This window comes from Amorphus sp. 3PC139-8 (genome assembly GCF_040750475.1).
Taxonomy (GTDB): Bacteria; Pseudomonadota; Alphaproteobacteria; order Rhizobiales; family Amorphaceae; genus Amorphus.
In genome coordinates this window covers 38,713-65,059 of sequence record NZ_JABJVY010000005.1, presented here as the reverse complement: position 1 = coordinate 65,059, position 26,347 = coordinate 38,713, and the positions used below count along the sequence as shown (strand labels likewise).

The following is a 26,347-nucleotide window of genomic DNA, read 5'->3' as shown; positions in this document are numbered from 1 at the left end:
TTGTTCTAAAGCGGCTCCGGACGGCCAACCGGTTTCCAGTTGGCCTAGCCTTGCTCAAGCTATTGAATCTGGAGTCATTTCTTGTCGCTCGGATGTTTCCGTCTGAGCGGAAAAAGCTTTAGCGTCCGCGCGTTATGACGGACAGAGGGTCGTTGACGGAGTATTCGCGTACCTGGATATCGGTGATCCCGAAGTTTGTCAGTCGAGCGGCATGTTTTTCGGTGTAGGCGCGGGCCGCGTCTTCCGTCTCGAATAAATAGACGCCGCCGGCGACGCCTTTTTCCGAAGATTCCGTCCAAACCTTCCAGATCAGGTTCGGCTCCTGGGAAATGTCCTCGGCAAGCTCGCGATAGGCTTCGGCGGCAGCACCCCCAAAGGGGCCTTCGGACGGAAACTCGAAAACCAGCAACGTCGCCATCGGTCCGCTCAACTCTCTTCTGATCGAAGCGACAGCTTAGAGCGCCGGGCGAAAAAGGGGAAACCGGTTTTTAGAAAACTGGTGTTCGCTTCCCCTCAGCCCGCCGGGACTTGAGCGGATACGCTGTCGCGAATGACATAGGTGCAGCGCCGACCGCCCTTGACGATGTGTTCCGAGCGCTCGATCTCCGCATCCGGGCCGAGCACGGATCGGAACACGTTCATTTCGGCGCGGCAAAAGCCCTGGCACGCCGTTGCGGCGGCGCAGATCGGGCAGTGATTTTCGATCAGCAGGATCGAGCCGTCGCTTTCTTCCCGCCAGTCCGCCATATACCCCTCCGCCGACCGAAGTTCGACGAGCGCGACGACGCGGTCGCGCAACGCGGCGCGGCCGCTCATGGCTGCTCGATATTGCGCCGACGTTTCCGCCTCGCGTTGGCTGATAACACGGTCGAGCGCGTCTTCGCCGAGGCAGTTGCGAATGCTGTCGAGAATGCCGACGGTCAATGCCGCGTGCGTATCGGGGAAGCGCGCATGGCCTGCCGCGGTCAAGCTCCATCGCTGGGTCGGACGTCCGACGCCGGTCGGCGTGCTGGCGGATGTGACCAGGCCCTCGTCGGCCAGCCGCGCGAGCTGCTGGCGTGCGGCCTCGCCGGTCGTGCCCAGCTTCTGACCGATTGCCGAGGCGGCGAGGGTCCCGTGCATCTTGAGCATCATGAGGACCCGCTCGGCCGGATTGCGTGGAGACCAACCGAGGCTTTGCGTCTCCTCCTGCACCATCTCTCCTCCGTGATTGCTCGAAAGGTCTGGGGGCGACCTATGGCTTTACCAAGCGCGGCACAAGGACTTCCGTGTCGGTTTCTGGCACCGGGCTTAGCGTTGCCATGTCAAGCTACGACTGTCTCCGTCCGCTGCGATCGGACCAGAGCCAGAAATTGAGGCAAAGCAGAAAGAGCACAATGAGCGGCAAAAGGGCGTGCAGATATTCGGAGTTGGAAAGTACGGTGAGTGTGGCCCCCACCATCACCACCGCCCCGAGCGCAGAGCCGATGCGGCGGGTCGTCGTGAGGGCCATCAGGATGGCGCTCGTAAGCTCCATGATGCCGGTCACGTAGTGGAACCAGTCAGGGTAACCCCAGCGGCGATACTCTTCGAGCGCTCCGCCGAGCGCGAAAATATTCGCAATGCCACCGATCACGAAGAATACGACCAGCAGCCAGGCCAACCCGACGCGCCCTGCGCGATAGGTCATCGTGCTTCACTCCCATTTGGCTCACATCCCCTCCCGCATAGCACAAAGAGCCGTCAAGGGCGTCGCGCGTAAGCGGATCGAGGGCGGACGAACGTGACTTGAGCGCTCCGATCTACCGATCTCGGCCGGGCGCGCCATGCGGAGCGAGCCGCTTATATTGGCGATTGTGCCACATCAGCGGTTTGCGCTCGGGAATCGTCTTCACCTCGGCGACGGCCCCAACGAACAGGGTGTGCTCCGCACCCGAAACGGCACCGATGACTTCGCAGTCGAGCGCGGTTGCCGCGCCAAGGAGCCTCGGGTGGCCGGATGGCCATTGATCCCAAATGCCGACATGGAAGCGCGCTTCCGCATCAAGCCAGCCAGCGAAGGCGTCTCCCACCATTTCCTGATCTTCCGCCAAAACGGCATAAGAGAAACCCTCCGCCTGCGTGACAAGCTCCGCCAACCGGCTTCGGTTGGCGATGGAAACGAGGATCGCCGGCGGACTGATGGCAAAAGACATGGCCGCCGTGACGGTCCGTCCAACCGCCTCCTCACCGACGCGCGCGGTTGCCACGCCGACACTTGCGGCCATGGCAACCATTGCGGAGCGGAAGTCGCGTTCGTCGACGACCGAGCGCTGCGGCGATCTTAGCCGTAGCTCGTCCGGTGAGCCGGACGGAGGAGAAGGGGCTGCGCATAGATTCATGACGATGTAATCCCTATCCGCAGCCGCGCTTGATCGGCTCAGCCCAAATTGGCCTCGGCAAACTCGTAGTTCGCCAGCTTGTCGAGGAAGTTGGTCACATAGTCCGGGCGTCGATTGCGGAAATCGAGATAGTAGCTGTGCTCCCAGACATCGAGGCCGAGCAGGGGCTTGCCTTCGCCGGTGGCGAGGGGGTTGGAGCCGTTCGGCGTCTTTGCCGTCTTCAGCCGTCCGTCGTCACCAACCACTAGCCAGGCCCAGCCGGACCCGAACTGACCGGTGGCGGCTGCCTTGAAGGCTTCCTTGAAGGCGTCGACAGAGCCGAAATCCTCAACGATCCGGCCTTCCAGCCTGCCTGGCATGCGGCCGCCGTCCGGGGAAAGCGCGTTCCAGAAATGGATGTGGTTCCAGTGCTGACCGGCATTGTTGAAGACCGGCGCCAGATCGGGCTTGCCGACCGTCTGCGCGATGATCTCTTCGAGCGACTTGCCCTGCAGATCGGCATTCTTCTCGACGAAGCCGTTGAGCGTGGTGACGTAGGTCTGATGATGCTTTCCGTGATGCAGCTCCAGGGTTTCCTGGCACATCCCACGGTCCGCAAGGGCGGAATAGGCATAGGCGAGCGAGGGGAGTTCGAACGGCATGAAAAGGCTCCTTTGCTGCTTTGACCGACCCGCCGGCGGCACGCCACCTACTCGGAACCAAAGGTCGGCAGGCCACCGGCGCGTCTTTTTCCAAGCTTTATCTTCTAAAAAGGAGCCGGCTTAATTTGTCAAGAAATTGCTTTGAAAAATAAGGCGGGCGCATCACGCTGACGGTGCCTCGCCGCCGATACTAGCTCGGGCATGTGGCGCGGCATTGTCCGAACCCGCCCGGCAAGGCTGACGGTCTGGCCATTGCGGAGATCCGACCCGGTGCCTCGACCTGTGGATTTATGGGTCCCGGCTTCAGTCTATGTGCCCGAGCGCGCCGCCAAACACGACCGAAGGACGCACGAAGGAGTGTCCGTCCGTGTCGGACAATCTCTGCGAAGGTCAGGGCTCGTGGGCAACATCTTACCGGCACGGGGATTGGGTTTTGGCGCGGCATGGCGCGGCATGGCGCGGGTGGACGCATTGTAAAATGCGCCCAGACCTAAACGCGTTCCCATATCCACATCAGCAACTAAAGCTGCCAACTCCTATTGTGGTTGGCAGCAATGCTGAACCGGTCTTTCGTCGACGTGTATTCGGAGCCTGCCATCCGCCCGATCGGCTTCAGGATATCTTGGGAAACGTGGAAGCGCTCATTGATGAGGCCGTCCTGAGCGTGGATTGACACGATCTCGCCGACGATGATGCTTCGTTGCCCCCGCTCGCCATAGATGAGCTCATCTTTGAGTTTGCATTCCAGGCAGGCCAGAGAGACGGTGATCCGCGGAGGAGCGACGTTCGAGGATGGCGACGCCTCCAGTCCTGCTTCCTCAAGCTCATTGATGCCAGCAGGATAGTCGGATCCGCAGATATTCATCTGCGCAGCTATCTGCTCTCCGACCAGATTGACGACGAACTCCTTCGTTTTCTGGATATTGATCAACGTGTCCTTAGGTTCGCCGCTTTCGCGCCGATCGAGCCCGAGCACGACTAGCGGCGGATCATGACTCACCACGTTGAAGAAGGAGAACGGAGCCGCATTGACCTCGCCGGCGACGCTGACCGTCGTAATGAGTGCGATCGGCCTGGGCACAACGAGGCCGCATAGAAGCTTGTAGCGCTCTTTCGGGCTCAAAGGGTCCAGCTCGACTTCCATACTCGCGATCTCCGCCGCCTCGCGCAGGTTCGCCTGCGCGGCGAATTGCCTATTGCCAATCCCCATCGATTGCAATAGGCAATGGTTAGACCATAAGAAGGGCGAAAGGGATGAACATGCCAGGAGCGAGTTCGCCAGCCATCGGTTTCCGCTGCTTGGGCGCCATCGCGTTACGGATTCGATAATGGCCGGCTTTGCCGCCTCAATTGTTCTGGATTCCTCCAAGGACCCGGCTTGGGGCAGCTATTGGCGCTGTCTCGAAGACGGACGCCTGACCTTCCAGGCCTGTCAGGAGTGCGGGCACAAGTGGCTGCCGGTGCGATCCCATTGTCCGTCCTGTCTCGGCAAGACTTGGCAATGGCAGACGGCGTCCGGCGATGCTCGGCTCGTGAGCTGGGTCGTCTATCACAGGTCTTATCATCCAGAGGTTGAGGCGGACGTTCCGTATGCAGTCGGGCTCGTTCAACTGGATGAAGGACCTCGGCTGTTGGCCCGGCTCTTTGGGCCTTCAAACCTTGAAGACTTCCATGTCGGACAGAGTCTCACTCTGACGATCAATTCCAGAAATGGCGTCAGTCTGCCGGCTTTCATACCGGCGTGACCCGGATTTTTGACCAGAACCAAAAAAGCGAGGAGGGTGGAAACGTGTCGAAGCGACTGTTAGCGGCAGCAGCACTTACCGCGGCCGGCGTGATGATGTCGGCATATGCGAGTGCGCAGGATACGGTTAAGGTTGGCGTCCTGACCGACATGTCTTCAATTTATGCGGACATCAGTGGCGAAGGATCGGTCGTCGCCGTAGAGATGGCGATCGAGGACTTCGGTAAGGATCTCCTCGGGTCGCCGATCGAAGTCGTCAGCGCGGATCATCAGAACAAAGCCGATGTCGGAACGAATATCGCCCGGCAATGGTATGACCTAGATGGCGTTGATGCGATCGTCGATGTGAACAACTCCGCGGTTGCGATAGGCGTGAGCCAAATCGCGACGGAGAAGGACAAGATCGCTCTGTTCGTCGGTGCGGCAACGACGGCGTTGACCGGAGAATTCTGCACCGCAACGACGGCCCAGTGGCTCTACGACACCTATTCGGTTGTCCGGGGCACGGTCGAGGCGTTGCAAGAAAGCGGCGCCACAAGCTGGTACTTCATCACCGCCGACTATGCCTTCGGTCACTCGCTGGAGGAGGAGGCCACCCGCTTCATCGAGGAAGGGGGCGGTGAGGTGCTCGGAAGCGTTCGTGCGCCGATCGGGACGACGGATTATGCGTCCTTCCTCTTGCAGGCACAGGCGTCCGGTGCCGATGTTATCGGCCTCGCGCTCTCCGGCGCCGATCTTGTCAACGTCGTGAAGCAGGCTTCCGAATTCGGCATTCGCCAAAGCGGGCAGCAGCTTGCCGCGATGCTTGCGACCGAGGCGAATATCCATTCGCTCGGGCCGAAAGCGGCCGCCGGGATCAAGTTTTCGTCCCCGTTCTACTGGGACTTGAATGACGAGACCCGCGCGTTCGCGCGTCGCTTCGAAGAGCGGATGAAGCGCCCCCCGACGATGATGCAGGCCGGCGTCTACAGCGCGGTCAATCACTACTTCAAAGCCGTGGAGAAGGCGGGCACCACTGACGCTGAAGCCGTCATGGCCGCGATGCGCGAGCTCCCGATCAACGACTTCATGACCGAGAATGGAACGTTGCGCAAAGACGGCCGAGCGGTCCGCGACGTCTATCTGTTCGAGGCGAAGTCGGCCGAGGAGTCGAGCGGTGAGTGGGATCTCTACAAGGTTATCAGCACCACTCCCGGTGACGTGGCCACGCGTCCGCTCGACGAGGCCTGCTTCCTCGTTCGTTAGGTGCTAGTGCCTCGATCGGCGCCGGTCCGATTCTTCGGGTCGGTGCCGATTGCTCGTGAGGATGTGTTCATGTCAGCTGCCACAGATGACATTCTCGTGGCTGAACGTATTTCCAAAACGTTCGGCCGCTTCTCTGCCGTCAGTGATGTGAGTCTTCGTGTCCGGCGTGGCACCATTCATTCCTTGATTGGCCCCAATGGCGCGGGAAAGACAACTTGCTTCAATCTGCTGACGAAGTTTTTGCGGCCGACAAGCGGGCGGATCTACTATAAAGGGCGCGACATCACCGCCTTGCGGCCGTCGCGCGTCGCCGAGCTCGGCATGGTCCGCTCTTTCCAGATCTCGGCGGTCTTTCCGGATCTCTCCGTGCTTGAGAATGTCCGCGTGGCCGTACAGCGGCAACATCGCGGCAACTCCTTCGACTTCTGGCGCTCCGACAGCCTGCTGCGCCGATACGATGCGCGCGCGCACGAACTGATCGAGCTGGTGGGGCTCGGTACTTTCGTCAATTGGCGGGCCGGAAAGCTCGCCTATGGCCATAAGCGCAACCTGGAGCTCGCCACCACCCTCGCGCTTGAGCCCGAATTTCTTCTGCTGGATGAGCCGATGGCAGGGATGGGGCCCGAGGACGTGGACCGGACGGCCGAGTTGATCAAGACGATCGCGGCCAATCGAACCGTTCTCATGGTGGAGCACAATCTTTCGGTGGTCGCGCGCCTGTCCGACGTCATCACGGTGCTTGCGCGCGGGCAGGTGCTGGCCGAAGGCAGTTACGAGGAGGTCTCTCAGGACCCCGCCGTGATCGAGGCCTATATCGGGACCGGCCATGACTGAAGCTCAAGCCACAGCCTGTCCACCGTCGAAAGCTGACGAGGCGCTTTTGAAAGTAGCGAATCTCGAAGCGTGGTACGGCGAAAGTCACGTTCTCCAAGGCATCTCGTTCGACGTTTTTCCGGGCGAAGTCGTGACACTTCTCGGCCGAAACGGGGCGGGCCGGACAACGACGCTACGGTCGATCATGGGGCTTGTCGCCAGCCGGACCGGCTCGATCCTCTACGATGGAAGCGAGACCATCACTCGTTCGGCGCGTGCAATCGCGCGGTCGGGCATTGCGCTCGTGCCGGAGGAGAGGGCCGTCTTCGCCACGCTCTCCGTGCGGGAGAATCTCTTGCTGCCTCCCGTCGTGAAGGAGGGCGGGATGTCGCTGGAGGAAATCTTCGGCCTCTTCCCAAATCTGCGAGAGCGCCTCGACAGTCCCGGCACGAAGCTGTCGGGCGGCGAGCAGCAAATGCTTGCGATCGGGCGCATTTTGCGCACTGGGGCCCGACTGATCCTTCTCGACGAGCCGACCGAAGGACTCGCTCCGGTGATCGTTCAGCAGATCGGGCGAACCGTCGCGGCCCTCAAGCGTCAGGGCTACACCATCGTTCTCGTCGAGCAGAACTTCCGCTTCGCCTCGACTTTGGCCGACCGCCACATCGTTATCGAGCAAGGTCGCGTGGTCGATCAGATCGCGGCCGACGAAGTCGCCAGCAACGAAGCAAAGCTTCACGACTATCTCGGAGTGTAACGGAGGGCTCATGGTCACTATTCTCGGAGTGCCCTTACAGGCTTTGCTCGGTCAGCTCCTCGTCGGGGCAATCAACGGCGGCTTCTACGCGCTTTTGTCGCTCGGCATCGCGATTATCTTCGGGATGCTACACATCATCAATTTCGCGCATGGCGCGCTCTATATGATGGGCGCGTTCATGGCGTGGATTTTACTCAATTATTTTGGGCTGAATTTTTGGTTCGCGCTGGTGATCGCGCCGATCGTGGTAGGGCTCGTTGGCATCGTGCTCGAACGCACGCTTCTGAGTCGGCTGTACAATCAGGATCACCTCTACAATCTGCTTCTGACCTTTGGTCTCGGCCTGATCATCGTCGGTCTGTTTCGCATCGGCTTCGGTGGGTCGGGGAAGCCGTATTCGCCGCCCGAGGCACTGATGGGCGCGCTCAACCTCGGCTTTATGTTCCTCCCGGTCTACCGGGGGTTCGTGTTGGCGGTGGCGCTCGTCTCGTGTCTGGTCGTCTGGCTTGTCATTGAGCGAACACGGCTTGGCGCCTATCTGCGGGCGGCGACGGAAAACGCTGAAATAGTCGAGGCCTTCGGCATCAACGTTCCGCTTCTTATTGCGTTGACCTATGGCGGAGGCGTCGCCCTTGCCGGGTTTGCCGGTGTTCTCGCAGCGCCGATTTACTCGGTTTATCCGAACATGGGGCACGACTTGATGATCATCGTGTTTGCGCTTGTGGTGATCGGCGGCTTGGGCTCGATCTTCGGGGCGATTGTGACCGGCTTTTCGCTTGGCATCATCGAGGGGCTGACGAAGGTATTCTATCCCGAAGCGTCGACCACGGTCGTCTTCGTCCTCATGGCCGTCGTTCTTCTTGTGAAGCCGGCTGGCCTGTTCGGCAAGGAGGCTTGATCGTGACGACGGCTGAAACCTCAATCACTGCCGCAGCTTCGTCCTATCGTCCCCCCTCGCGTCTCCCGGCCGGTCTGGTCTTCCTCGCGATGGTTGCTTTGCTCGTGGTTGCCCCGTTCGTCGCATATCCGCTGTTCGTGATGAAGGTTCTGTGCTTCGCTTTGTTCGCTCTGGCGCTGAACCTTTTGCTCGGCTACGGCGGACTCCTTTCGTTCGGCCACGCGGCCTATTTCGGTATGTCGAGTTATGTCTCGGCCCATGCCGCGAAGATGTGGGGTCTGACCCCGGAGCTTTCGATCGTCTGCGGCGTGGCTGTCGCCCTTGTGCTCGGCCTCGTTTTCGGCCTGCTCGCGATCCGGCGAAAAGGCATCTACTTCGCGATGATCACGCTCGCATTCGCGCAGATGGTGTTTTTCTTTTCGCTCCAAGCTCCGTTCACCGGCGGCGAGGATGGGCTGCAAGGGGTCCCTCGCGGCGCGCTGTTCTCGGTTCTCGACCTGTCGTCAGACATAACGTTGTACTGGGTGGTGCTCGCCATCTTCGTGCTCGGTTGGTTCGGCACCTACAGGATCGTGCACTCGCCATATGGACAAGTTTTGCGAGCCATTCGCGGTAACGAGGAACGCGCGATGTCGCTCGGCTACGATGTTTACCGTTACAAGGTGTTGTTGTTCGTTCTGTCTGCGGGATTCGCAGGTTTGGCCGGAGCAACGAAGGCGATTGCGTTCCAACTCGCGACGTTGACGGACGTCGCGTGGACGATGTCAGGCGAAGTCGTTCTCATGACGTTGGTCGGCGGCATGGGTACGTTGTTCGGTCCCGTCGTCGGGGCGGCGCTCGTGGTTGCGATGCAGAACTATCTCGCCCACCTGGGTGCCTGGGTCATGGTCGTCCAGGGCGTCATTTTTGCGGTGTGCGTGTTGACCTTCCGAGAAGGCATCGTGGGCGTGGTCGCCAAATTCACCCGAAAAGAGCTGTAGAGGCGACAGACGCCTTTCGCGTCGGCCAGTGCCGGCCTGAGGGGAGCGGGAATAGTCCGTTTCCTCTTCATTTCAAGGCGTTTCGGAGCCCGTGGTCGCGCTCAATTGCGTGAGGCGGTCCAGCTTACTCAAGCTCGATTTCCCGCGGAGCGACCTCGCCGAGCTCGCCCGAATAGGCGTTCAGATGGCGCGCCATCCGCCGATGTGCGGCAGCGGCGTCCTGAGCTTCGATGGCCTCGAAAATGCGGCGGTGGGCGCGGATCAGGTCCTTTCGCAGCTCGTCGGATCCATAGTCTTCAAGCGCGGAGGCGCGAAGGCAGGCGCTGGCGATCGAATTCATGAAGGCAGTCAGAAGCTCGTTGTGGCTTGCTGCGGCAACCGCCAGATGCCAGCTCACATTGAGACTCGCCATATCGCCTTCCGCATCCGTATGGGCCTGCTCTAGTGCGAGCGTCGCCTCCTGAAGAGTGGAAAGATCCGTCTCCGTGCGATTGAGCGCGGCAAGCTCTGCCAGCGTCGGTTCGATCGCCTGTCGCGTTTGTAGCAGCGTCTCGAACTTGATCCGGCGGCCCTTGATGAACAGGTCGACCAGCCGGCCGATCGCCCGCTCCGCTCCCTGATGGACGATCGTCCCGCCATATCGGCCCGGTCGGGTCTGGACGAGGCCTTCTGCCTCCAGGACGCGCAGCGCTTCGCGCACCGACCCGCGGCTCAATCCCGTTTGTTCGACGAGCTCTCGCTCGCCGGGCAGGACCGTTCCGTTCGCGTATTCGCCGGAAAAAATCTTCTCTCGCAGGACATCGGCAAGCACATCGTAGCGGTTTGGCACTTTGATGCGGTCGAGCTTCGGGCGGGAGGGCGCCATTTGATCTCCTATGTTGACGTCTTTAAGCGAAGGTGGGATAGGTGACGTCAAATGGTCTAACCATTGAATTTGTGATTCTCGCCGCCTTTTGTAGCTTGGGATGTCCGCGCTTGAAACCGCTCACCGGCATACGGGTCGTCGACATGACAAAGGTCGTCGCTGGCCCCCTGTGTACGCAATATCTAGGCGACATGGGCGCCGAAATCATAAAGATAGAGCCCCCACAAGGCGATGATACACGCCGTTGGCCACCATTCCACGAGGATGAAGGCAACGGAGATCGCACGGGTACCGTCTTCCTCAGCATGAACCGCAATAAGCGGAGCTTCGCAGTCGACCTGAAGACGGCGGAGGGGCAGTCAATTGTCCAGCAATTGATTCAAAGCGCCGACGTCGTCGTCGAAAGCTACGCAACGGGCGTTACCGAACGCCTTGGGGTGGACTATGAGACGGTTCGGAAAGTCAATCCAGGGTTGATATATTGCTCGATCTCCGGCTTCGGCCGAAACGGGCCGATGAAGAACGCCAAAGGCTACGATCTCATTCTGCAAGCCTATAGTGGGATCATGGCCATGACGGGCGTGCCGGGCGGCCCTCCGATCCGTACTCCCTTGTCCCCGATCGACCAGGCGACCGGCCTTAATGCGCAGAACGGTATCCTTGCGGCGCTGTTTCATCGCGAGCGAACAGGGGAGGGCGCCTATCTGGAGGTCTCGCTGTTCGAGACGGCTTTGGCCTTGCTTGCGTTTAACCTGCAGCGCAGCTGGCGTCGCGGGACGCCGCCTGAGAAGTCCGGGACGGGGCATGAATCGCTTTGCCCTTACGAGGTGTTTCAGGCGAGCAATGGCGACGTGCTCATCGGGATCGCGAACGACAGCCTCTGGCAAAAATACTGTGAGGCTGTCGAGCGGCCGGAGTTGGCTTCGGAAGCTCGTTTTCTCACCAACGCGGACCGGGTCCGCAATCGCAAGGAAACCAACGGGCTCGTCCGCGAGATCACCCGTTCGCGGACCATCGAGGAATGGGTCGCGGCGCTGAATGCGGCGGGGGTGCCGTGCGTTCCGGTCAACACGGCTCTCGATGTTCTCCGAAGCCCCCAGACCGCCGCGCTCGGGATGGTGATCAACTACGACCATCCGCAGTTCGGAGAGCTGAAGGCGATCGCAAATCCTGTTCATTTTGCCGGTGACGACCGCGGCGATGTTAATCCGCCGCCGGCGCTAGGGCAGGACACGTCCGCGATCCTGAGAGATCTCGGCCGGGACCAGGCGGAGATCGACCGACTGATCGACACCAAGGTCGTGTCGACCCCTGACCGGCGGGGATAGCGAAACATGGCTATCGATTTTGAGGTCGCCGACCACATTGCGACCATTACGATCAACCGACCCGAGCGTCTCAACGCCCTCGATCAAGAGCACTACGAGGCTCTGTCGCGCGCTTGGATGGAGGTTCGCGACAATCCAGAGATCCGTGTGGCGATCGTCACCGGGGCCGGCGAGCGGGCCTTCAGCGCCGGGGCGGACCTCAAGACCTACGATCCCGCATCGAGGGAGTGGTCAACGTTCTGGACAACCCAGCGCGATGCACTCCTCAACCGGGGGCTCGAAGTCTGGAAACCGGTCATTGCCGCCATCAACGGATATTGCGTCGGGGGCGGCCTGACGCTGACGTTGGCGACGGACATTCGGGTTGCCGTGCCGGAGGCGCACTTCGGTCTGTCCGAGGTCAAGCGCGGTATCATTGCGGCGAATGGCGGTACCCAACGTCTGATCCGCCAGGTGCCCCACGCGATTGCGATGGAGATGCTTCTCTGCGGCGACATGGTCGATGCGGAGACCGCGTTGCGGTGGGGGCTGATCAATCGGATCGTGGAAGCCCCCGACCTCATGGACGCTGCGACTGAATACGCGCGTCAGATTGCCCGCAACGCGCCGCTCGCCGTGCAGGCGAGCAAGGAGCTCGCGGTGCGTGGCCAGGATCTCGACCTTGTCGCCGGGCTTCGTCTGGAGCAGATGAGCGCACGGCTCTTGCGGGAAACGGCAGACGCGAAGGAAGGCCCCATGGCCTTTGCAGAGAAGCGGCTACCGAATTTCGAGGGTCGTTAGATGCGGGGTAACGTCGTCATCGCCGGAGTCGGCCACACCGCATTCGGCAGGCTGCCGGGACAGACGCCCGTTTCGATGATCGTGGACGCGGTGGCAAATGCGCTGGACGACGCCAGGATCGAAAAGGACGTGATCGATGGCGTTATGGTCAAGTTTCCGACTTCGCAGCCTCAGTTCATGTACGGCCAACGGGTGGCTGAGGCGCTAGGGCTGCAGCCGAAGGTCGGAGGTGTCTGGGACCAGGGTGGCGCCGCCAATATCGGGCTGATTTCCTACGCGTCGCTTGCGATCGAAGCCGGGCTCTGTGAAGTCGCCGTCGTTTGCTTCGCCGACAATCCGAAGACCGGCAGTCGTCACAACTACAGCCGTCCCCACGGCGAAGACGCCGTGCATGGCTGGTTCGGCACGCCGGCGGGCTACGCGATGATCGCGCGTCGCCACATGGCCGATTTCGGCACCACCGAGGAAGAGTTGGCCGCGGTCGCGATGGCGTCCCGCCGACACGGTGCGGCCAACCCCAACGCACAGCTTCGCAAGCCGCTGGATCTTGACGGCTATAGGACGTCGCCGCTGGTGGTGTCGCCACTGCGTCGCGACGACTGTGCGCTCATCAGCGACGGCGGAGCGGCGGTCATTCTCATGAGCGCCTCTCGAGCGCGCGAACTGAATGTGCGCGCACCGGTTCCGGTCTTGGGCTTCGGGCAGGGTCAGACGTCATGGAACGTCGTGCAGAGGCCGGATCTGACAACGACCAAGGCGCAGGAGTCCGCGGCCACAGCCTTCGAGATGGCCGGTCTCACACCGAAGGATATCGATGTCGCGCAAATCTACGACTGCTTCACGATCACCGTCCCGATGACGTTCGAGGACTACGGCTTCTGCCGCAAGGGCGAAGGCGGCCGCTTCGTGTCCGACGGTCGCATCGAGATCGACGGTGAGCTGCCGACGAATACGTCCGGCGGACTGCTTTCGGAGACGGGTATGCCCGGTCTTCAGCTTGTCATCGAAGGCGTCCGCCAGATGCGTGGGGAAGCAAATCTTCAGGTCAAGAATGCCCGCACGTGCATCGTCAGCAATCAGGGAGGCGTGATGACGACGCACGCCACCTTGATCCTCGGCCAGGACTGACGAGCCGCCGGCAGAAATATGGCTCGGGCTGAAGCCCGGCTGAGAGGAGACAGGATGGGTAGGATAGTCGGCATCGATGTCGGTGGTACCTTCACCGATTTCTACAGTCAGGATTCAGAGACCGGCGCCCGTCGTGTCTTGAAGGTGCCTTCGACACCTGATCAGCCGTCGCGGGGACTTCTGAACGCGCTTTCGGCGGCCGAACTTGCACCGGAATCGATCGATGCCCTGGTGCATGGGACGACCATTGCGACCAACGCCGTGATCGAGCGCAAGGGCGCTCGTTGTGCGCTGATCACCACGCGGGGTTTCCGCGACGTGCTCGAGCTCGGGCGGCGCGACCGGCCGGAGATCTACGGCCTCAACGGGGTCCAAAATCCCCTGATCCCTCGCGACCGCCGCTGGGAGGTCCTTGAAAGGGTCGATTATCGCGGTGAGGTGCTGATCCCTCTCGACGAGGAGGCCGTGAGCCAGCTCGTCGACGTAATGCGGCAGGATCGGATTGAGTGCGTGGTCATCGCCTTGCTGCACGCCTACGCCAATCCGTCTCACGAAGTGGCTATCCGAGACATCTTTCATCGTCAGGCGCCCGATTTGCCGGTGGTGCTCGCAACCGATGTGCTGCGCGAGCAATACGAATTCGAGCGGACGAGCACGGCTGCGGTACAGGGATTTCTGCAGCCATTGATTTCTGGCTACGCCGACAAGCTTAGCTCCGCGCTGAAGGAGTATGGCTACGACCAGGACGCGCTGGTCATGCAATCCAACGGGGGCGTCATTTCCCTCGATCAGCTCGGCTCCCGCGCCACGAACATCATTCGCTCCGGTCCTGCCGCCGGCGTCGTCGCGGCTGCCCGGATCGCGGCGCAGGCCGGTTTCAAGAATGCGATCACCGGCGATATGGGCGGCACGAGCTACGACGTCGCCGTCGTCATCGATGGCAAGCCCGACATCGCGGAAACGACCCTCCTCGATTTCCGGGTTCCGTTGAAGGTGCCGATGATCGACGTCCACACGATCGGCGCCGGCGGTGGCTCGATCGCCTGGGTGGATCGCGGCGGAATGCTGCATGTCGGCCCTCAGAGCGCCGGCGCGTCGCCCGGACCGGTCTGCTATGGCCTCGGTGGCACCCAGCCAACTGTGACCGACGCGAATCTCGTGCTGGGCCGGATCAACGCCGAAAAGCCGATCGGCGACGGCAAGCGGGCCGCCCTGGATCTGGACGCTGCGCGAGCGGCCGTTGGCGAATTGGGGAAGGCTCTGAAGCTGGGCGTCGAGGAGACGGCTGCGGCGATCCTGGCCATCGTCAACCAATCCATGGCCGGCAGGACCCGCCTGATGTCGGTGGAGCGGGGCTACGATCCGCGTGACTTTGCGCTCGTGATTTTCGGCGGAGCCGGTCCACTCCATGGAGCCGCGATCTTTGCCGACGTAGGGATCGGGACGATGATCATTCCGCCCTATCCCGGTGTCTTGTGCGCGATGGGCTGCGCCGTGGCGGATCTCCGCTACGACTTTGCCCGCACCCTCGATCGACCGCTTCCCGCAGTGGACCTCGAAGAGCTCGGGCAGATCCTTGCCGAACAGGAAGCCGAGGGGCGGGCTCGTACGGACGAAAACAAGGTCGAGCTGAGCGAGATCGAAGTGATCCATTTGGCCGACATGTCCTATGCGGGTCAGATCCACACTATCCGCGTACCGCTCCCCGTGTCTCTGACACGGGACGAGATCAAGGCTGTCTTTGAGAAGGCCTACCTCGAGCACTACGGCGTCAAGCTCGCGGACGTCGATCCGGTGATCGTGACGCTTCGAACGACGGTGACAGGCATGCGTCGGGCGCAGCCGGTCGACCGTGTCGCCAGCGAGGAGGCGACGGAGCCCACCCCTTCGGAACGGCGTCAGGTCTACTTCGACGCTTGGCGCGATACGCCCGTCTATTGGCGCGAAACTCTCAAGCCGGGAGATGTCTTCATGGGCCCGGCGGTCATCGAGCAGAGCGACACAACCAGCATCATCGAGCCAAAGATGCGCGCCCGGGTCGACGGAATCGGCAACATTCTGGTGGAGCTGGCCTAATGGATACCGTTACGCTTTCCGTCGTCCGCGGCGCTCTGGAGCAGGTCGCGAACGAGATGGACCTGCATTTCATCCATTCTGCGTTCTCGCCGATCATTTCGGAAATGAACGACTGCGCCAACGGCATCTACCATCCGACCACGGCCGAGACGATTTCCCAGGGGCAGTACGGCCTGCCCGTCTTCCTGGCGAACATGCAGCTTGCGGTGCGAACGCTGATCCCCGTGGTGGAAGCCGCGGGCGGTTGGCGGCCGGGGGATGTGTGGGCCGTAAACGACCCCTATCTCGCCGGGACGCACCTCTCCGACGTGACGATGGTCGCTCCCTACTACAGGGACGGAAAGGTCGTCGCACTTCTCGCCAGCACGGGCCATTGGATGGATATTGGCGGCGGCGCAGCCGGTGGCTGGGCTCCGCAATCTACGAACATCCACCAGGAGGGCATCCTCATCCCGCCGATGAGGCTCGTCGAAGGCGGCGTCCTGAACGAGACGCTGACGGGCTTCATTCTGCGGAACTTGCGGCTTCCGGCCGAAGTCCGCGGCGATATCGCTGCCATGCAGTCGGTGTTTGATGTCGGTCAGAAACGGCTCGACACGCTATACGACCGATATGGCGTGGAAGAAATGGAGTCGGGCATCGATGAGATGATGGCGCGCTCGGAAACGCTGATGCGCTCCTACATCGCGGAAATGCCGGACGGGGACCACCGGTTCGTCGACTATATCGACAACGACGGTCACTCCGATCAGCGGCTGCCGATCGAGTTATGCGTGACGGTGAAAGGAGATCAGCTCCACCTGAATTTTGCAGGTACCGCACCGTCTCCCAAAGGGACGCTGAATTTGCCCGAGATCACCACGATTTCGGTCTGCTACGTCGCAATCAAGCACCTGTTCCCCGAAGTTCCGGTTAATGGCGGAACGTTCCGGCCGTTCACGTTCGACATTCCGGAAGGATGCCTGCTGGCGGCAGAGTATCCGAAGCCGGTTGGCGGATATCTGGAAGTCTCGAGCGCCGTCATGAATGTGCTGTTCGGTGCAATGGCGCCAGCGTTGCCGGATCGCGCCAGCGCCGCTTGGTTCGGAACGACCGGTGCTCTGACATTTGGGGGCACGCATCCCGAGACCGGCCGCTATTTCGTGTCCACATGGATTTACCCGGGCGGCTACGGGGCCAGCAAAGCGGGCGACGGTCTGGTCCACGGAACGTCGCCGCTTTCTCTGGCCAGGATCATGTCCTTCGAGCTGGCGGAGCGGCGTGCGCCGATCCGCTTCAAGGAAGTCGCCTTGCGGGAGAATACCGGCGGTGCGGGTTGGCACCGCGGGGGATGTGGCTCGACCTACGAAATCGGTGTCTGGTCGGAGTGTTCGGTCTCGATCCTCGGAGACCGGTCCGAACACACGCCCTTCGGCATCTTCGGCGGCGCCGCGGGGGCTGGCAACGAAGTGGGCTTCAAGACCGACGATCGGTCATGGACGCCCGAGATGCGCTCCAAGTGCCAGAACGTGACGCTTCGTCCCGGAGACCAGGTCCGGGCCTCGTCGCCGGGCGGCGGTGGTTACGGCGATCCTTTGGATCGGGCCCTGGAGAGCGTCGAGGCGGATCTGAACCTGGGCTATGTGAGCGAGGCCACAGCACAGGATGTCTATGGCGTGGTCGTGGCTTTCAAATCGCCGATCGGAGACCGGTGGCGCTACGAGCTCGACAAGGACGCCAGCCGCAAGGTTCGGCAGGACCGGAAGCGTCAAAACGAAACGAAGGGAGTAAACGGCGATGGCATTGCCCACTGATGACCCAAAAGTCTGGCTGGTCACCGGTTGCACGTCGGGGTTCGGCCGCGCGATCGCGGAAGTGCTCCTGGAGCAAGGCTACCGGGTGATCGTCAGCGCCATTCGCGCGGACGACGTCCGCAATTTGGCAGAGCGTTATCCCGAGACGGCGCGCGCGGTCACCCTCGACGTGACCAAACCTGAAGACGCCAAAGCCGCAGTTGCCCTTGCGGAACGCGAATTCGGGCGCGTGGACGTCCTCGTCAACAATGCCGGTTTCGGGTTTATGGGCGCGGTAGAGGAAAGCGCGCCGGACGAATATCGGCCGATGATGGAGGTCAATCTCTTCGGTGCCATCAACATGATGCAGGCGGTGTTGCCTGGAATGCGGGCGCGCGCGAGTGGACACATCTTCTCCATTTCGTCCGTCGGTGGATTTACGGCATCGGCCGCATTCGGCCTGTACGCCGCGTCCAAGTTCGGGATCGAGGGTGTCTCGGAGGCTCTGGCTCTCGAAGTCGCGCCGCTCGGCATTCGCGTGACCGTCATCGAGCCGGGCCAATTCCGGACGAACTTCCGGGGCTCCTCCATGAGCCGCGCCAAGCAGGTGATCGACGCTTATGCGGAGACCACCGGCAAGACGCGGTCGTTTATCGACAGCTCCAACGGGACCCAGGCCGGCGATCCGCGCAAAGCCGCTGGCGTCATCATCTCGGTGGCCGAGGATCCCAACCCGCCGTTCCGCCTTCCGCTGGGTGCGGACGCCTATGCGCGGATCAGGGCCAAGCTGAAGAACGTCGAAGCGGACATTGCGCGCGTCGAGGCACAGGCTTGCGACGTGAACTTCGAGGGTACCGAGACGACGATGAGGGTCTAGAGCGCTTCCCGTTCAGGTTGATTCTGTCTGAACGGGAAGAATCCTCATAAGTCATTGAATTTGCATTGTTTCTCTCTCGATCAGGCGGTTTCGCCTGATCCGGCCGAGCTTTCGCACTATTCGGACGGATGCGTGGTCGCCCCCGCGTCTACGACTTGCTCGCGTCGATGTTTCACCAAGACCGTCCAGGAAGGCGCTTCCATGTCCCAGCAATACGGATCCGTAAACCTGTTCATCGATGGCGCCTGGCGCGAAACCGTGCGGACGGATGCGGTCGTCAATCCTGCGACCGGCGCGGAGATCGGGCGTGTTGCTCATGCCGAAGCGGCCGATCTCGAACAAGCGCTGGATTCGTCCCGGCGCGGCTTCGAGATCTGGCGCGACACGGGTGTCGACAAACGCACCGCGATCCTGTTGGAGGCCGCTCGGCTGATCCGCGAGCGGGCGGGCATGATCGGCGACCTCATGAGCCAAGAGCAGGGCAAGCCAGTGGCCGAGGCCCGGGGCGAGGTCATGCGGGCGGCCGCCCTTATCGGATGGGACATTGAGCAGGGTCGGCGTATCTATGGCCGCACGATTCCGGGGGCTCAGGGGTTTTCGAACATGGCTCTGAAATTGCCGATCGGACCTGTGGCGGGCTTTACCCCTTGGAATTTTCCCGCGAGCATTCCGGCGCGTAAGCTGTCGGCTTTGGCCGCTGGCTGTTCGCTCATCCTGAAGGCCGCAGAGGAAACACCGGCCACGGCGGCTGCTCTGGTGCAGTGCTATGCGGACGCCGGCCTGCCGGCCGGAGTCCTCAATCTGCTCTTCGGCGATCCCGCCGAGATTTCGGAGGCGCTGATCTCGTCGCCGGTCACACGGATGGTGACGCTGACGGGCTCGCTGCGTGTCGGCAAGCTGCTGGCAGGGTTGGCGGCGAGCCACATGAAGCCGGTAGTGATGGAGCTCGGCGGCCACGCGCCTGTGATCGTTTGCGAAGACGCCGATGCGGCGGCCGCTGCCCGGATGGCGGTTGCTGCAAAGTACCGCAATTGCGGTCAGATCTGCACGTGCCCAACCCGGTTCATCGTGCATGAGGCTGTCTACGACACCTTCGTCTCCACGTTCGTTGAGGCAACGAAGTCCGTCAAGATCGGCGGTCCGTACGACGAAGGTGTTCAAATGGGGGCGGTTCAGAACCAGAACCGCATCGCGGCGCTCGAAGCCCTCGTGGCAGATGCCCGCGCCAAAGGCGCGAACGTACTGCTCGGCGGCAATCGGATGGGGCGTGAAGGTTTCTTCTTCGAGCCGACGATTCTGGCGGACGTGCCGACCGATGCCGAAGTGCTTCAAGAGGAGCCGTTTGGACCGGTCGCCGTTATCCAGCGTTTTGGAGACCTTGACCAGGCGATCGAAATGGCAAATGCCACGCCTTATGGTCTTGCGAGTTACGCTTTCACCAATGCCTTAGACACCGCCGCGCGTCTTTCCGAGCGGGTGGAGGCGGGCCACATGTCGATCAATCATCTCGGAGCTTCCCAGCCGGAAGGGCCGTTCGGCGGCGTGAAAGGCAGCGGCTACGGTCGGGAAGGCGGCATAGAGGGCGTCGAAGAATATACGTTTACCAAGTATATTTCTGCGAAAGTCGGTTAAGGGCCTTTGATCAGGCTAACGAAGGTTGAGCTGTTGTCGGTCTCTCGGATACCGAGATTGGTGTTTGATGGACGCGAAGCCCAGTTCGCGGCCGACAACGGCTCGAGCGCTTGATGCGGGAGAACGATCTGGCCACCCGAGCGCGCCGCATCGCGTTCACCGGTCCGACAGGAAGAGATCACCTATGGACGGTTCCGCAGAGCTGGCGCGCCATAAAGGACGAGCCTGATCTGGCCCCGGCCCTGGCGCGACAGCCGTACCGGTAGCGAACGCTCGTCGAGCCGGCGCTGCAAGAGCAGCAGCCGCGTCTCCAAATTGTCCTTGAACTCCGGCAGCCTCAGTTCCCGCGACAGACGGATCTCGCGGTTGGTGAAGTCTGTCCGCCCCTCGCGCAAATAGGCTTCAAGCATGTGGACGAGCAGGCGGCCTGCGACGCCCTTGATGACATAGCTGCCGTCGATAAAGACGCTGTCGTCGAAGGCGTGATGATCGACATGAAAGATCGGCGCGGCCGGCTCCGCGATGGTCGTGGCGGGATCGGCGGGAGTTGCCTCCCGCGACAACGCCTCGGCGAGCGCCACCGCAAGCGCGGCATGTCGTGCTACGATCGACAGTCCAACCTCCGCCTTGGCTCCGAATGCCATTCGCTCGCGGCTTTCGGCGAAAAGCACGCCCTGCATCCCGCCTTGGACAAGCATCGGAACGGCGATCTGGCTCATGGCGTCGGGCAGGCCGGGCAGCGCGATGGTTCGCAGACGGTCCTCGTCCATACCCGACGCGCGCACGGCGGCGCCGTAGCGGCGAACGCGACTCATGTCGCTGACCTTGACCGTCTGGCGCCGAGCGGCGGCCATGCCGATCACGCCGTCACCGACCGCCACTTCGGAGCCGATGCCGGAGCGCGCGTAGCCGAGGCTACCCACCGTGGTCAGCACATCGCCGATCGGGCCAAGCAGGATCATGATGCTGCCAAAGCCGAAATGGGCTTCTGTGGCCGTGAGTGTCGCGTCGACCACGGCTGTCAATTCGCTCTGCGCGGAAATCGCTTCGATCGCGCCCGCGACTCCATCGAGATCCGGCTCGCGGGCGAGCGGTGTCGAAGGCGCGCGGGAGGGCGACGGATAGGCAACGATATCCTCGACACGGAAGAGGTCGACACTGCGCAGACGCATCACGCCGGCCATTCCGACCTGGGCGCTGCTTGCGGCGAGTTGTGCCGCGACCCGCTCAAACAGCGGCCCGCCTTCGACCGCGCGCACAAAACGCACCCCAACGCGGAACTGCCTGCCATCCCGTCCATCGACGAGGAGCAGCGTCGCAACAGGATTGGCGCGTAGGTTCGCGGCCGTTTTCGTGAAGAACTGGTTCGACAGCGCAAGGTGGTTTTCGTCCACCATCACCACGTGGGAAAGGTAGGAAACGTTGGGCGTGCCATCGTCCGAAACGGTCGCCACGATCGACGGAATGACGCCTTCGAAGCAGGCGGCAAGGTCGGCCAGGTTCGGAGTCACAGCGCCCCCTTAAGCGCAGCGCCGGCTCCTGGTCCGGGCGTTTGCACGAAAACCGCCTCGGGCATGACGCGAACCAAAGTCGGTTCGCGGCTCGTTAGCCAGGCACCCGACATTTCGGGCGTGACACCGAGCAATGCCAAAGTCTCCGTCATCGCGGCAATGTAGCGGGCGGACAGCACGAGCCCCGCAGGCCCCGCCTCGCTTACGCTCGCCTTTCCTTTGATCTGATAGCAGACATAGTCGGACGGGCGCACGAAAGTGATGGCGATCGCACCACCGTGCCGCAGATTGTCGATCGTGGCGCCGTATTGCCAAGCCGAAACGACCAGTTCCAACCCGGAGCCGTCGACCGTTGTCCTTGCGCCGACGGCGCGACCAATGTCCGGCCGGCCCGCCCGGTCGCGTGTCCCAACGATCATCATCACGGGGCTGGTCATGAATTCGGCAAGGTCTGAGCCGATGAACATCGCCTTCGCAGCCAAGAATAAACACTTCAGACAACGGCAAGACTGATCTTAGTCGACTTTTAGGATTTGGTCGCCCGCTTTAGGAGCCAATTAGGAAGCGGTGCGCACGCCCCTTTCGTAGGAACTCCCGCGACGCGGCCGAAAGCACTCGGCGGCACATCAACAAGGGAGCTGCGAAAATGGAATTCCGTCCTTCGGCAAGCGTCGGTCCGCTGGGTCTCGCCCTTGCCGCTGCACTTGTCGCCTTCATTCCGGGATCCCCGCAGGCCGAGCCGGCCCCCGCGCCATCCGGGCATTATATAGCCGACCCGGCGCACACCAGCCTGGTCTGGCGCATCGGCCATTTCGGCCTCTCGCACTACACCGCGCGGTTGACCGCCGTGACCGCCGAACTCGACTGGGACCAGGAACAGCCCTCGCTGTCCAAGCTGACCGTCGCAATCGATCCGATGTCGACGAGGACGGAGTTCCCGTTTCCCGAGGTCGAGAACTTCGACGAGAAGATCGGGACGCACCCCGATTTTCTGGCGGGTCAGCCCATCACCTTCGTCTCGCGGTCGATCAAGCAGACCGGCGAAGATGTCGGCTTTATCCGGGGCGATCTGACCTTTCGCGGCGAGACGCATCCGATGACCCTGAAGGTTCGCTACAACGGCTCCATGGCCGAGCATCCGATGGAAAAGGTGGCGAAGCTCGGCTTCTCCGCGACGGGCGTGGTGAAACGTTCCGACTGGGGCTTGGACTTCGCCATTCCGGCGCTGAGCGACGAGGTGGAGCTCGTCATCGAGAGCGAATTCATGCCGCCGCGGACGTAGCACGACAAGACCGTGCTCGAGCGATTGGTCGTGAGCCATTTCTTGTCGTGCAGGTGTTTTCACCCGCGCGGAAAAGGCTCCAAGTTCGACCTCCATTCGGCAAACAAGACTTCTCATCTCCCCGACAGGATGACGATCATGACTTTCGACCTGGAGACCTATTTCGCCCGGATCGGCCTGACGATGTGCCTTCCCACCTTCGACGGGTTGGAGACGCTTCAGTGCGCGCAGATGGCCTCAATTCCTTTCGAAGACGTCGAACCTTTTCTCGGGCGTGTGCCGGATCTTGCGCCGGAGGCCGTGTGGCAGAAGCTGGTCGCGCAGCGGCGAGGGGGCTATTGCTTCGAGCTGAATGCCCTGTTCGGCCAGGCTCTGGCGGCCGTGGGCTTTTCAGCAAGGCCGATCCTCGCCCGTGTCCGCATGGGAGCGCCCATCGGCGGCATCCGTGCCCATCTCGCGTGGATCGCCACGGTGAACGGCCGCGAATGGCTGGTCGACGCGGGTTTCGGCGGTCCCGGCCCGTTCGGGCCCCTGGAACTCGTTATCGGGCCGCATCAGACGGTGTCGGGCTCAACATTCCGATGCACCAGCGACCGGCAGACCGGGGAGACTGTGCTGGAACGGAGGGACGGCGAGAGCTGGCTGTCGCTCTTCGGTTTTGATGAGAGCCCCTTCGCTGCCGTCGACGTGCAAAGCGCCAACTATCTTTGCACGCACTGGCCACTCGGCGCACCATTTCCTCAAAACCTTATGATGAGCCGCGTCGGATCGGAGGCTCAGCTTAGCCTTATGAACCGAGAGGCCAAGGAGGTGACGCGGCGCGGCACGAGAAGCTGGACGATCGCCTCGGAAGCCGAGCTGGAGCGAACCATCCTCGAAGAGTTCGGTCTGCACTACGACCGTGCGACGATCGGAGCGCTCTGGGAGAAGCTGATGACCGGTCAGGTCGGACTTGCGGCCTGACCCAAAGCCTTGATGCCGGACATGATAGCTACGCCTCTGCCATCGGTCCCCGCGGCAGAGGCGAGATGACCAGCCGACTTGACCGCGCGGGGGCTGGTTACTGCGCTCAAAGTCCCGACCTGTCACTCCCTTACGGCCAGCTCCGTCCCGGCGCCACCTGCTATTTCAATCCGGCGATGAACGCGAGAATAGCCTGAGCAAGTCGGTCTTCGCTCGTGTTGATGTGGGCTATGATCGAAGTGTGATTGTGCCCGGCCAGGCGAACGACCGGCGGTGCGCGCCGCTTTGCGGCGGCTAGCCGATAAGCGAGTTCGAGACAATAGACGTCGAGAAGCGGGTTTTCGTATTCGGCGTAGGCGATGAACGTCGGGGGGCTGCCGGCGTCGACATGGCTGACTGCCGAGGCTGCGTCCAGGATCGCCGGGTCCGAACTGCCGTAGTAGGTTTCGACCTTCGCCGCATTCGGATTGTCGGGAGCGGTATCGGCGCGAACCCGGCCGCTTACCACGATCAGGCCGGCCAGGCCGGGTCCTTCCGCTGGATGGAGGCGCCGGTCATAGGCGTAGCTGGCGGCGTGGGCCGCGCCTGCAGAATGGCCCATCAGCACGATCCGATCCGCGTCGACGCCGAGGCGCTCGGCGTTGGCGCGGGTCCAGGCGATGGCCGCCGCCACGTCCTCGCTCGCGCCGGGAAAGGTGGCCTCCGGGGCGAGTCGGTATTCCACGTTGATACCGACGATGCCGGAGCGGGCGAAGCGATGCATCACATTGGCGTAGATTTCGTCCGTGGAGTTGCGGTCCCCCTGCACGAAGGCACCGCCATGGACGAACACGAGCGCCGGACCCCGCATGGGGGCTCCGATGTCGGGATGGTAGACGTCGAGCCGGTGGCGCGGATGCGGGCCGTAGGCCTGGTCGCGTTCGATCCGCGAGACCTTTGGCGCAGCGGCAAGCAGCGGGCCGAATGCCCGGGCCATCTGCCGGACGTGGCTGGACACGTCCTCGGCCCAGCGCGGGCCGATATCCGCAAGCTCTCGCAAAAGGTCGGCCGGCAGCGAAGAGGCCTTGTCAGTTTCCAAACTGGTGCACCTCGGTGCGGTGTTGATTGCGAGTGGCCCAGCCCGTGGTGCGGCGCTCGATCACGGCGAACAGCAGGTAGGTCGCGACGCCCATCAGGCCAATCACGATCAGGGCTGCGAACATCAGCGGCACACGGAACTGAGTCGATGCCTGCAGCATGAGATAGCCGATACCCTCGTTCGAGGCGATCGTCTCCGACAGCACGGCACCAACGAAGGCGAGCGTGATGGAGATTTTGAGCGAGGCGAAGAAATAGGGCATTGCGCGGGGCAGTCCGACCTTGGTCAGAACGTCCAACTTGGAGGCGCCGAACGAGCGCAGTAAGTCCTCCATCTCCGGCTCCATCGTCGCGATGCCGGTGGCGACGTTGACGATAATCGGGAAAATCGAAAGCAGACAAGCGGTCGCGATCGCCGGAGGCTCGCCGATCCCGAGCCAAAGGACGAGGATCGGCGTGATGGCGACCTTCGGCACCGAGTTGAGGCCGATCAGCAGCGGATAGAGACCGGCATAGGCGAGGCGCGACGCCCCGATCGCGACCCCGAGCACAAGGCCGAGAACGATCGCGAGCCCGAAGCCGAGCGCCGTGTTCTGCAGCGTGAACATCGCGTGGCGAAGGATCGTCTTGTGGTAGGTCAACAAGGCCGCGACCGTGTCGAGCGGCGACGGCAGAACGATCGAGGACACTTTCAGACCGCTGACGGCAAGCTGCCAGATCGCGATGAAGGCGACGGCGACCAGCCAAGGCATGGCCCGTTCCAGGCGGTGCCAGGAGCGACGGGTCATTTTACTTCTCCGACAGCGCCATGGGGCCGGTCGATTTGATGACGGATGGTCTTCACCAGCTTGGCGAATTCCGGCTCGAACGTGATGTCGAGCGAACGCGGACGCGGGAAATCGATCCGATGCTCGGCAATCACCCGGCCCGGGCGCGGTCCCATGACGAAGACGCGGTCGGACAGGTAGACCGCTTCGCGCAAGTCATGGGTCACCAGAATGCAGGTGAAGTCGTGCTCTTGCCAGAGCCGCTGCAGCAGGCCCCAAAGCTCTTCACGAGTGAAGGCGTCGAGCGCGCCGAACGGTTCGTCGAGCATTAACAGCTCGGGGTCGTGGATGAGCGAGCGGCAGAGATTGACGCGCTGCTGCATCCCGCCGGACAACGCCCACGGGTTCTTGTCGGCAAAATCTTCCAATCCGACCAGCGCCAGCAAGTTCTTCGCCTTGCGCACGTCCGCCTCGCGGTTCCCGAAGCGCTTGCGGCGCTTCATCCGGGAGACCTCGGTTGGAAGAAGCACGTTACGCAGCGTAGAACGCCACGGCAGCAATGTCGGGTTCTGGAATGCCATGCCGACGATGTGGAGCGGATCGCGCACCACATCGCCCGCGACGCGGATGGTGCCGGCCGAGCATGGCAGGAGGCCGGTCACCAGCTTCATGAGCGAGGACTTGCCGCACCCGGACGGGCCGACGACGCTGACGAACTCGCCTTTCCCGACCGTCATCGACAGGCCATCGAGGGCCATCGTCCCGTCCGCTTCGCCGAACATCAGCTTGACGTCCGAAAGCTCGACGAAGGGAGCGGACAGGCTGCTTTCCTGTGCCAGCATGTGGGGGGA

The 26,347-nt window shown here is 62.2% G+C and carries 27 protein-coding genes; 15 read left to right on the top strand and 12 right to left on the bottom strand.

Annotation, left to right across the window (positions count from 1 at the left end; translation table 11 throughout):
- Positions 1 to 118: 118 nt before the first annotated feature.
- The 6 genes from HNS03_RS06875 to HNS03_RS06850 form a co-directional block, all read right to left on the bottom strand.
- Positions 119 to 418, bottom strand: a complete 300-nt coding sequence (locus HNS03_RS06875) for a monooxygenase (RefSeq protein WP_367193994.1) — start codon at positions 416 to 418, stop codon at positions 119 to 121.
- Positions 419 to 513: 95 nt separating this feature from the next.
- Entirely contained in the window at positions 514 to 1,197 is a 684-nt protein-coding gene (locus HNS03_RS06870; protein WP_367193993.1) for a helix-turn-helix transcriptional regulator, read from the bottom strand.
- A gap of 112 nt (positions 1,198 to 1,309) precedes the next feature.
- Complete coding sequence (locus HNS03_RS06865; RefSeq protein ID WP_367193991.1) at positions 1,310 to 1,669, bottom strand: DoxX family protein; 360 nt, start codon at positions 1,667 to 1,669, stop codon at positions 1,310 to 1,312.
- A 112-nt stretch (positions 1,670 to 1,781) separates the two neighbouring features.
- Positions 1,782 to 2,360, bottom strand: coding sequence for a flavin reductase family protein (locus HNS03_RS06860; RefSeq protein ID WP_367193989.1), 579 nt, complete (start codon positions 2,358 to 2,360; stop codon positions 1,782 to 1,784).
- A gap of 38 nt (positions 2,361 to 2,398) precedes the next feature.
- Positions 2,399 to 3,001 carry a superoxide dismutase gene (locus HNS03_RS06855; RefSeq protein ID WP_367193987.1) on the bottom strand — a complete coding sequence of 201 codons (603 nt, stop codon included), beginning with the start codon at positions 2,999 to 3,001 and terminating at the stop codon, positions 2,399 to 2,401.
- A 520-nt stretch (positions 3,002 to 3,521) separates the two neighbouring features.
- Entirely contained in the window at positions 3,522 to 4,145 is a 624-nt protein-coding gene (locus HNS03_RS06850; protein ID WP_367193985.1) for a flavin reductase family protein, read from the bottom strand.
- A 184-nt stretch (positions 4,146 to 4,329) separates the two neighbouring features.
- On the opposite strand from HNS03_RS06850, the gene HNS03_RS06845 reads away from it, so the two are divergent.
- From HNS03_RS06845 to HNS03_RS06820, 6 genes are all read left to right on the top strand, one after another.
- Positions 4,330 to 4,746, top strand: a complete 417-nt coding sequence (locus HNS03_RS06845; RefSeq protein ID WP_367193984.1) for a Zn-ribbon domain-containing OB-fold protein — start codon at positions 4,330 to 4,332, stop codon at positions 4,744 to 4,746.
- A gap of 44 nt (positions 4,747 to 4,790) precedes the next feature.
- A complete protein-coding gene (locus HNS03_RS06840; protein ID WP_367193982.1) occupies positions 4,791 to 5,990 on the top strand; it encodes an ABC transporter substrate-binding protein in 1,200 nt (399 codons plus the stop codon).
- Positions 5,991 to 6,059: 69 nt separating this feature from the next.
- Complete coding sequence (locus HNS03_RS06835) at positions 6,060 to 6,824, top strand: ABC transporter ATP-binding protein (protein WP_367193981.1); 765 nt, start codon at positions 6,060 to 6,062, stop codon at positions 6,822 to 6,824.
- The gene (locus tag HNS03_RS06830; protein WP_367193979.1) at positions 6,817 to 7,560 is read left to right on the top strand and encodes an ABC transporter ATP-binding protein; all 744 of its coding nucleotides are present in this window, start codon (positions 6,817 to 6,819) and stop codon (positions 7,558 to 7,560) included. Before HNS03_RS06835 ends, HNS03_RS06830 begins: the two co-directional genes overlap by 8 nt.
- 10 nt (positions 7,561 to 7,570) lie before the next feature.
- Positions 7,571 to 8,458, top strand: a complete 888-nt coding sequence (locus HNS03_RS06825; protein ID WP_367193978.1) for a branched-chain amino acid ABC transporter permease — start codon at positions 7,571 to 7,573, stop codon at positions 8,456 to 8,458.
- Positions 8,455 to 9,438: a branched-chain amino acid ABC transporter permease gene (locus HNS03_RS06820; RefSeq protein WP_367193976.1), complete on the top strand. Its 984-nt coding sequence runs from the start codon at positions 8,455 to 8,457 to the stop codon at positions 9,436 to 9,438. Before HNS03_RS06825 ends, HNS03_RS06820 begins: the two co-directional genes overlap by 4 nt.
- Positions 9,439 to 9,562: 124 nt before the next feature.
- Here HNS03_RS06820 and HNS03_RS06815 read toward each other — a convergent pair whose 3' ends face one another.
- Entirely contained in the window at positions 9,563 to 10,303 is a 741-nt protein-coding gene (locus HNS03_RS06815) for a FadR/GntR family transcriptional regulator (protein ID WP_367193974.1), read from the bottom strand.
- A 110-nt stretch (positions 10,304 to 10,413) separates the two neighbouring features.
- Here HNS03_RS06815 and HNS03_RS06810 point away from each other — a divergent pair, with 110 nt between their 5' ends.
- The 7 genes from HNS03_RS06810 (at position 10,414) to HNS03_RS06780 (ending at position 19,896) form a co-directional block, all read left to right on the top strand.
- Positions 10,414 to 11,631, top strand: coding sequence for a CaiB/BaiF CoA transferase family protein (locus HNS03_RS06810; RefSeq protein ID WP_367193973.1), 1,218 nt, complete (start codon positions 10,414 to 10,416; stop codon positions 11,629 to 11,631).
- Between the two features lie 6 nt (positions 11,632 to 11,637).
- Positions 11,638 to 12,411, top strand: a complete 774-nt coding sequence (locus HNS03_RS06805) for an enoyl-CoA hydratase/isomerase family protein (protein WP_367193971.1) — start codon at positions 11,638 to 11,640, stop codon at positions 12,409 to 12,411.
- Positions 12,412 to 13,539, top strand: coding sequence for a thiolase family protein (locus HNS03_RS06800; RefSeq protein ID WP_367193969.1), 1,128 nt, complete (start codon positions 12,412 to 12,414; stop codon positions 13,537 to 13,539).
- A 54-nt stretch (positions 13,540 to 13,593) separates the two neighbouring features.
- Positions 13,594 to 15,615 (top strand): hydantoinase/oxoprolinase family protein, encoded by a 2,022-nt coding sequence (locus HNS03_RS06795; protein WP_367193967.1) that lies wholly within the window; start codon positions 13,594 to 13,596, stop codon positions 15,613 to 15,615.
- Positions 15,615 to 17,408, top strand: coding sequence for a hydantoinase B/oxoprolinase family protein (locus tag HNS03_RS06790; protein WP_367193966.1), 1,794 nt, complete (start codon positions 15,615 to 15,617; stop codon positions 17,406 to 17,408). Before HNS03_RS06795 ends, HNS03_RS06790 begins: the two co-directional genes overlap by 1 nt.
- The gene (locus tag HNS03_RS06785) at positions 17,392 to 18,264 is read left to right on the top strand and encodes an oxidoreductase (RefSeq protein ID WP_367193964.1); all 873 of its coding nucleotides are present in this window, start codon (positions 17,392 to 17,394) and stop codon (positions 18,262 to 18,264) included. Before HNS03_RS06790 ends, HNS03_RS06785 begins: the two co-directional genes overlap by 17 nt.
- Positions 18,265 to 18,465: 201 nt before the next feature.
- Positions 18,466 to 19,896 carry an NAD-dependent succinate-semialdehyde dehydrogenase gene (locus tag HNS03_RS06780; RefSeq protein WP_367193962.1) on the top strand — a complete coding sequence of 477 codons (1,431 nt, stop codon included), beginning with the start codon at positions 18,466 to 18,468 and terminating at the stop codon, positions 19,894 to 19,896.
- Between the two features lie 182 nt (positions 19,897 to 20,078).
- Here HNS03_RS06780 and HNS03_RS06775 read toward each other — a convergent pair whose 3' ends face one another.
- Both HNS03_RS06775 and HNS03_RS06770 read right to left on the bottom strand, forming a co-directional pair.
- Positions 20,079 to 21,407: a pyridoxamine 5'-phosphate oxidase family protein gene (locus HNS03_RS06775; protein ID WP_367193960.1), complete on the bottom strand. Its 1,329-nt coding sequence runs from the start codon at positions 21,405 to 21,407 to the stop codon at positions 20,079 to 20,081.
- Positions 21,404 to 21,889, bottom strand: coding sequence for a pyridoxamine 5'-phosphate oxidase family protein (locus tag HNS03_RS06770; RefSeq protein WP_367193959.1), 486 nt, complete (start codon positions 21,887 to 21,889; stop codon positions 21,404 to 21,406). The genes HNS03_RS06775 and HNS03_RS06770 overlap by 4 nt, the downstream gene beginning before the upstream one ends.
- 164 nt (positions 21,890 to 22,053) lie before the next feature.
- On the opposite strand from HNS03_RS06770, the gene HNS03_RS06765 reads away from it, so the two are divergent.
- Together HNS03_RS06765 and HNS03_RS06760 are read left to right on the top strand one after the other, a co-directional pair.
- Positions 22,054 to 22,689 (top strand): YceI family protein, encoded by a 636-nt coding sequence (locus tag HNS03_RS06765; RefSeq protein WP_367193958.1) that lies wholly within the window; start codon positions 22,054 to 22,056, stop codon positions 22,687 to 22,689.
- Positions 22,690 to 22,827: 138 nt separating this feature from the next.
- Entirely contained in the window at positions 22,828 to 23,652 is an 825-nt protein-coding gene (locus HNS03_RS06760) for an arylamine N-acetyltransferase (RefSeq protein WP_367193956.1), read from the top strand.
- A gap of 160 nt (positions 23,653 to 23,812) precedes the next feature.
- On the opposite strand, the gene HNS03_RS06755 is transcribed toward HNS03_RS06760, so the two are convergent.
- From HNS03_RS06755 to HNS03_RS06745, 3 genes are read right to left on the bottom strand one after another with little or no spacing between them, the layout of a single operon-like run.
- Positions 23,813 to 24,730, bottom strand: coding sequence for an alpha/beta hydrolase (locus HNS03_RS06755; protein ID WP_367193954.1), 918 nt, complete (start codon positions 24,728 to 24,730; stop codon positions 23,813 to 23,815).
- Positions 24,720 to 25,517 (bottom strand): ABC transporter permease, encoded by a 798-nt coding sequence (locus HNS03_RS06750; protein WP_367193953.1) that lies wholly within the window; start codon positions 25,515 to 25,517, stop codon positions 24,720 to 24,722. Before HNS03_RS06750 ends, HNS03_RS06755 begins: the two co-directional genes overlap by 11 nt.
- Positions 25,514 to 26,338 carry an ABC transporter ATP-binding protein gene (locus HNS03_RS06745; protein WP_367194198.1) on the bottom strand — a complete coding sequence of 275 codons (825 nt, stop codon included), beginning with the start codon at positions 26,336 to 26,338 and terminating at the stop codon, positions 25,514 to 25,516. The genes HNS03_RS06750 and HNS03_RS06745 overlap by 4 nt, the downstream gene beginning before the upstream one ends.
- Positions 26,339 to 26,347 lie beyond the last annotated feature (9 nt).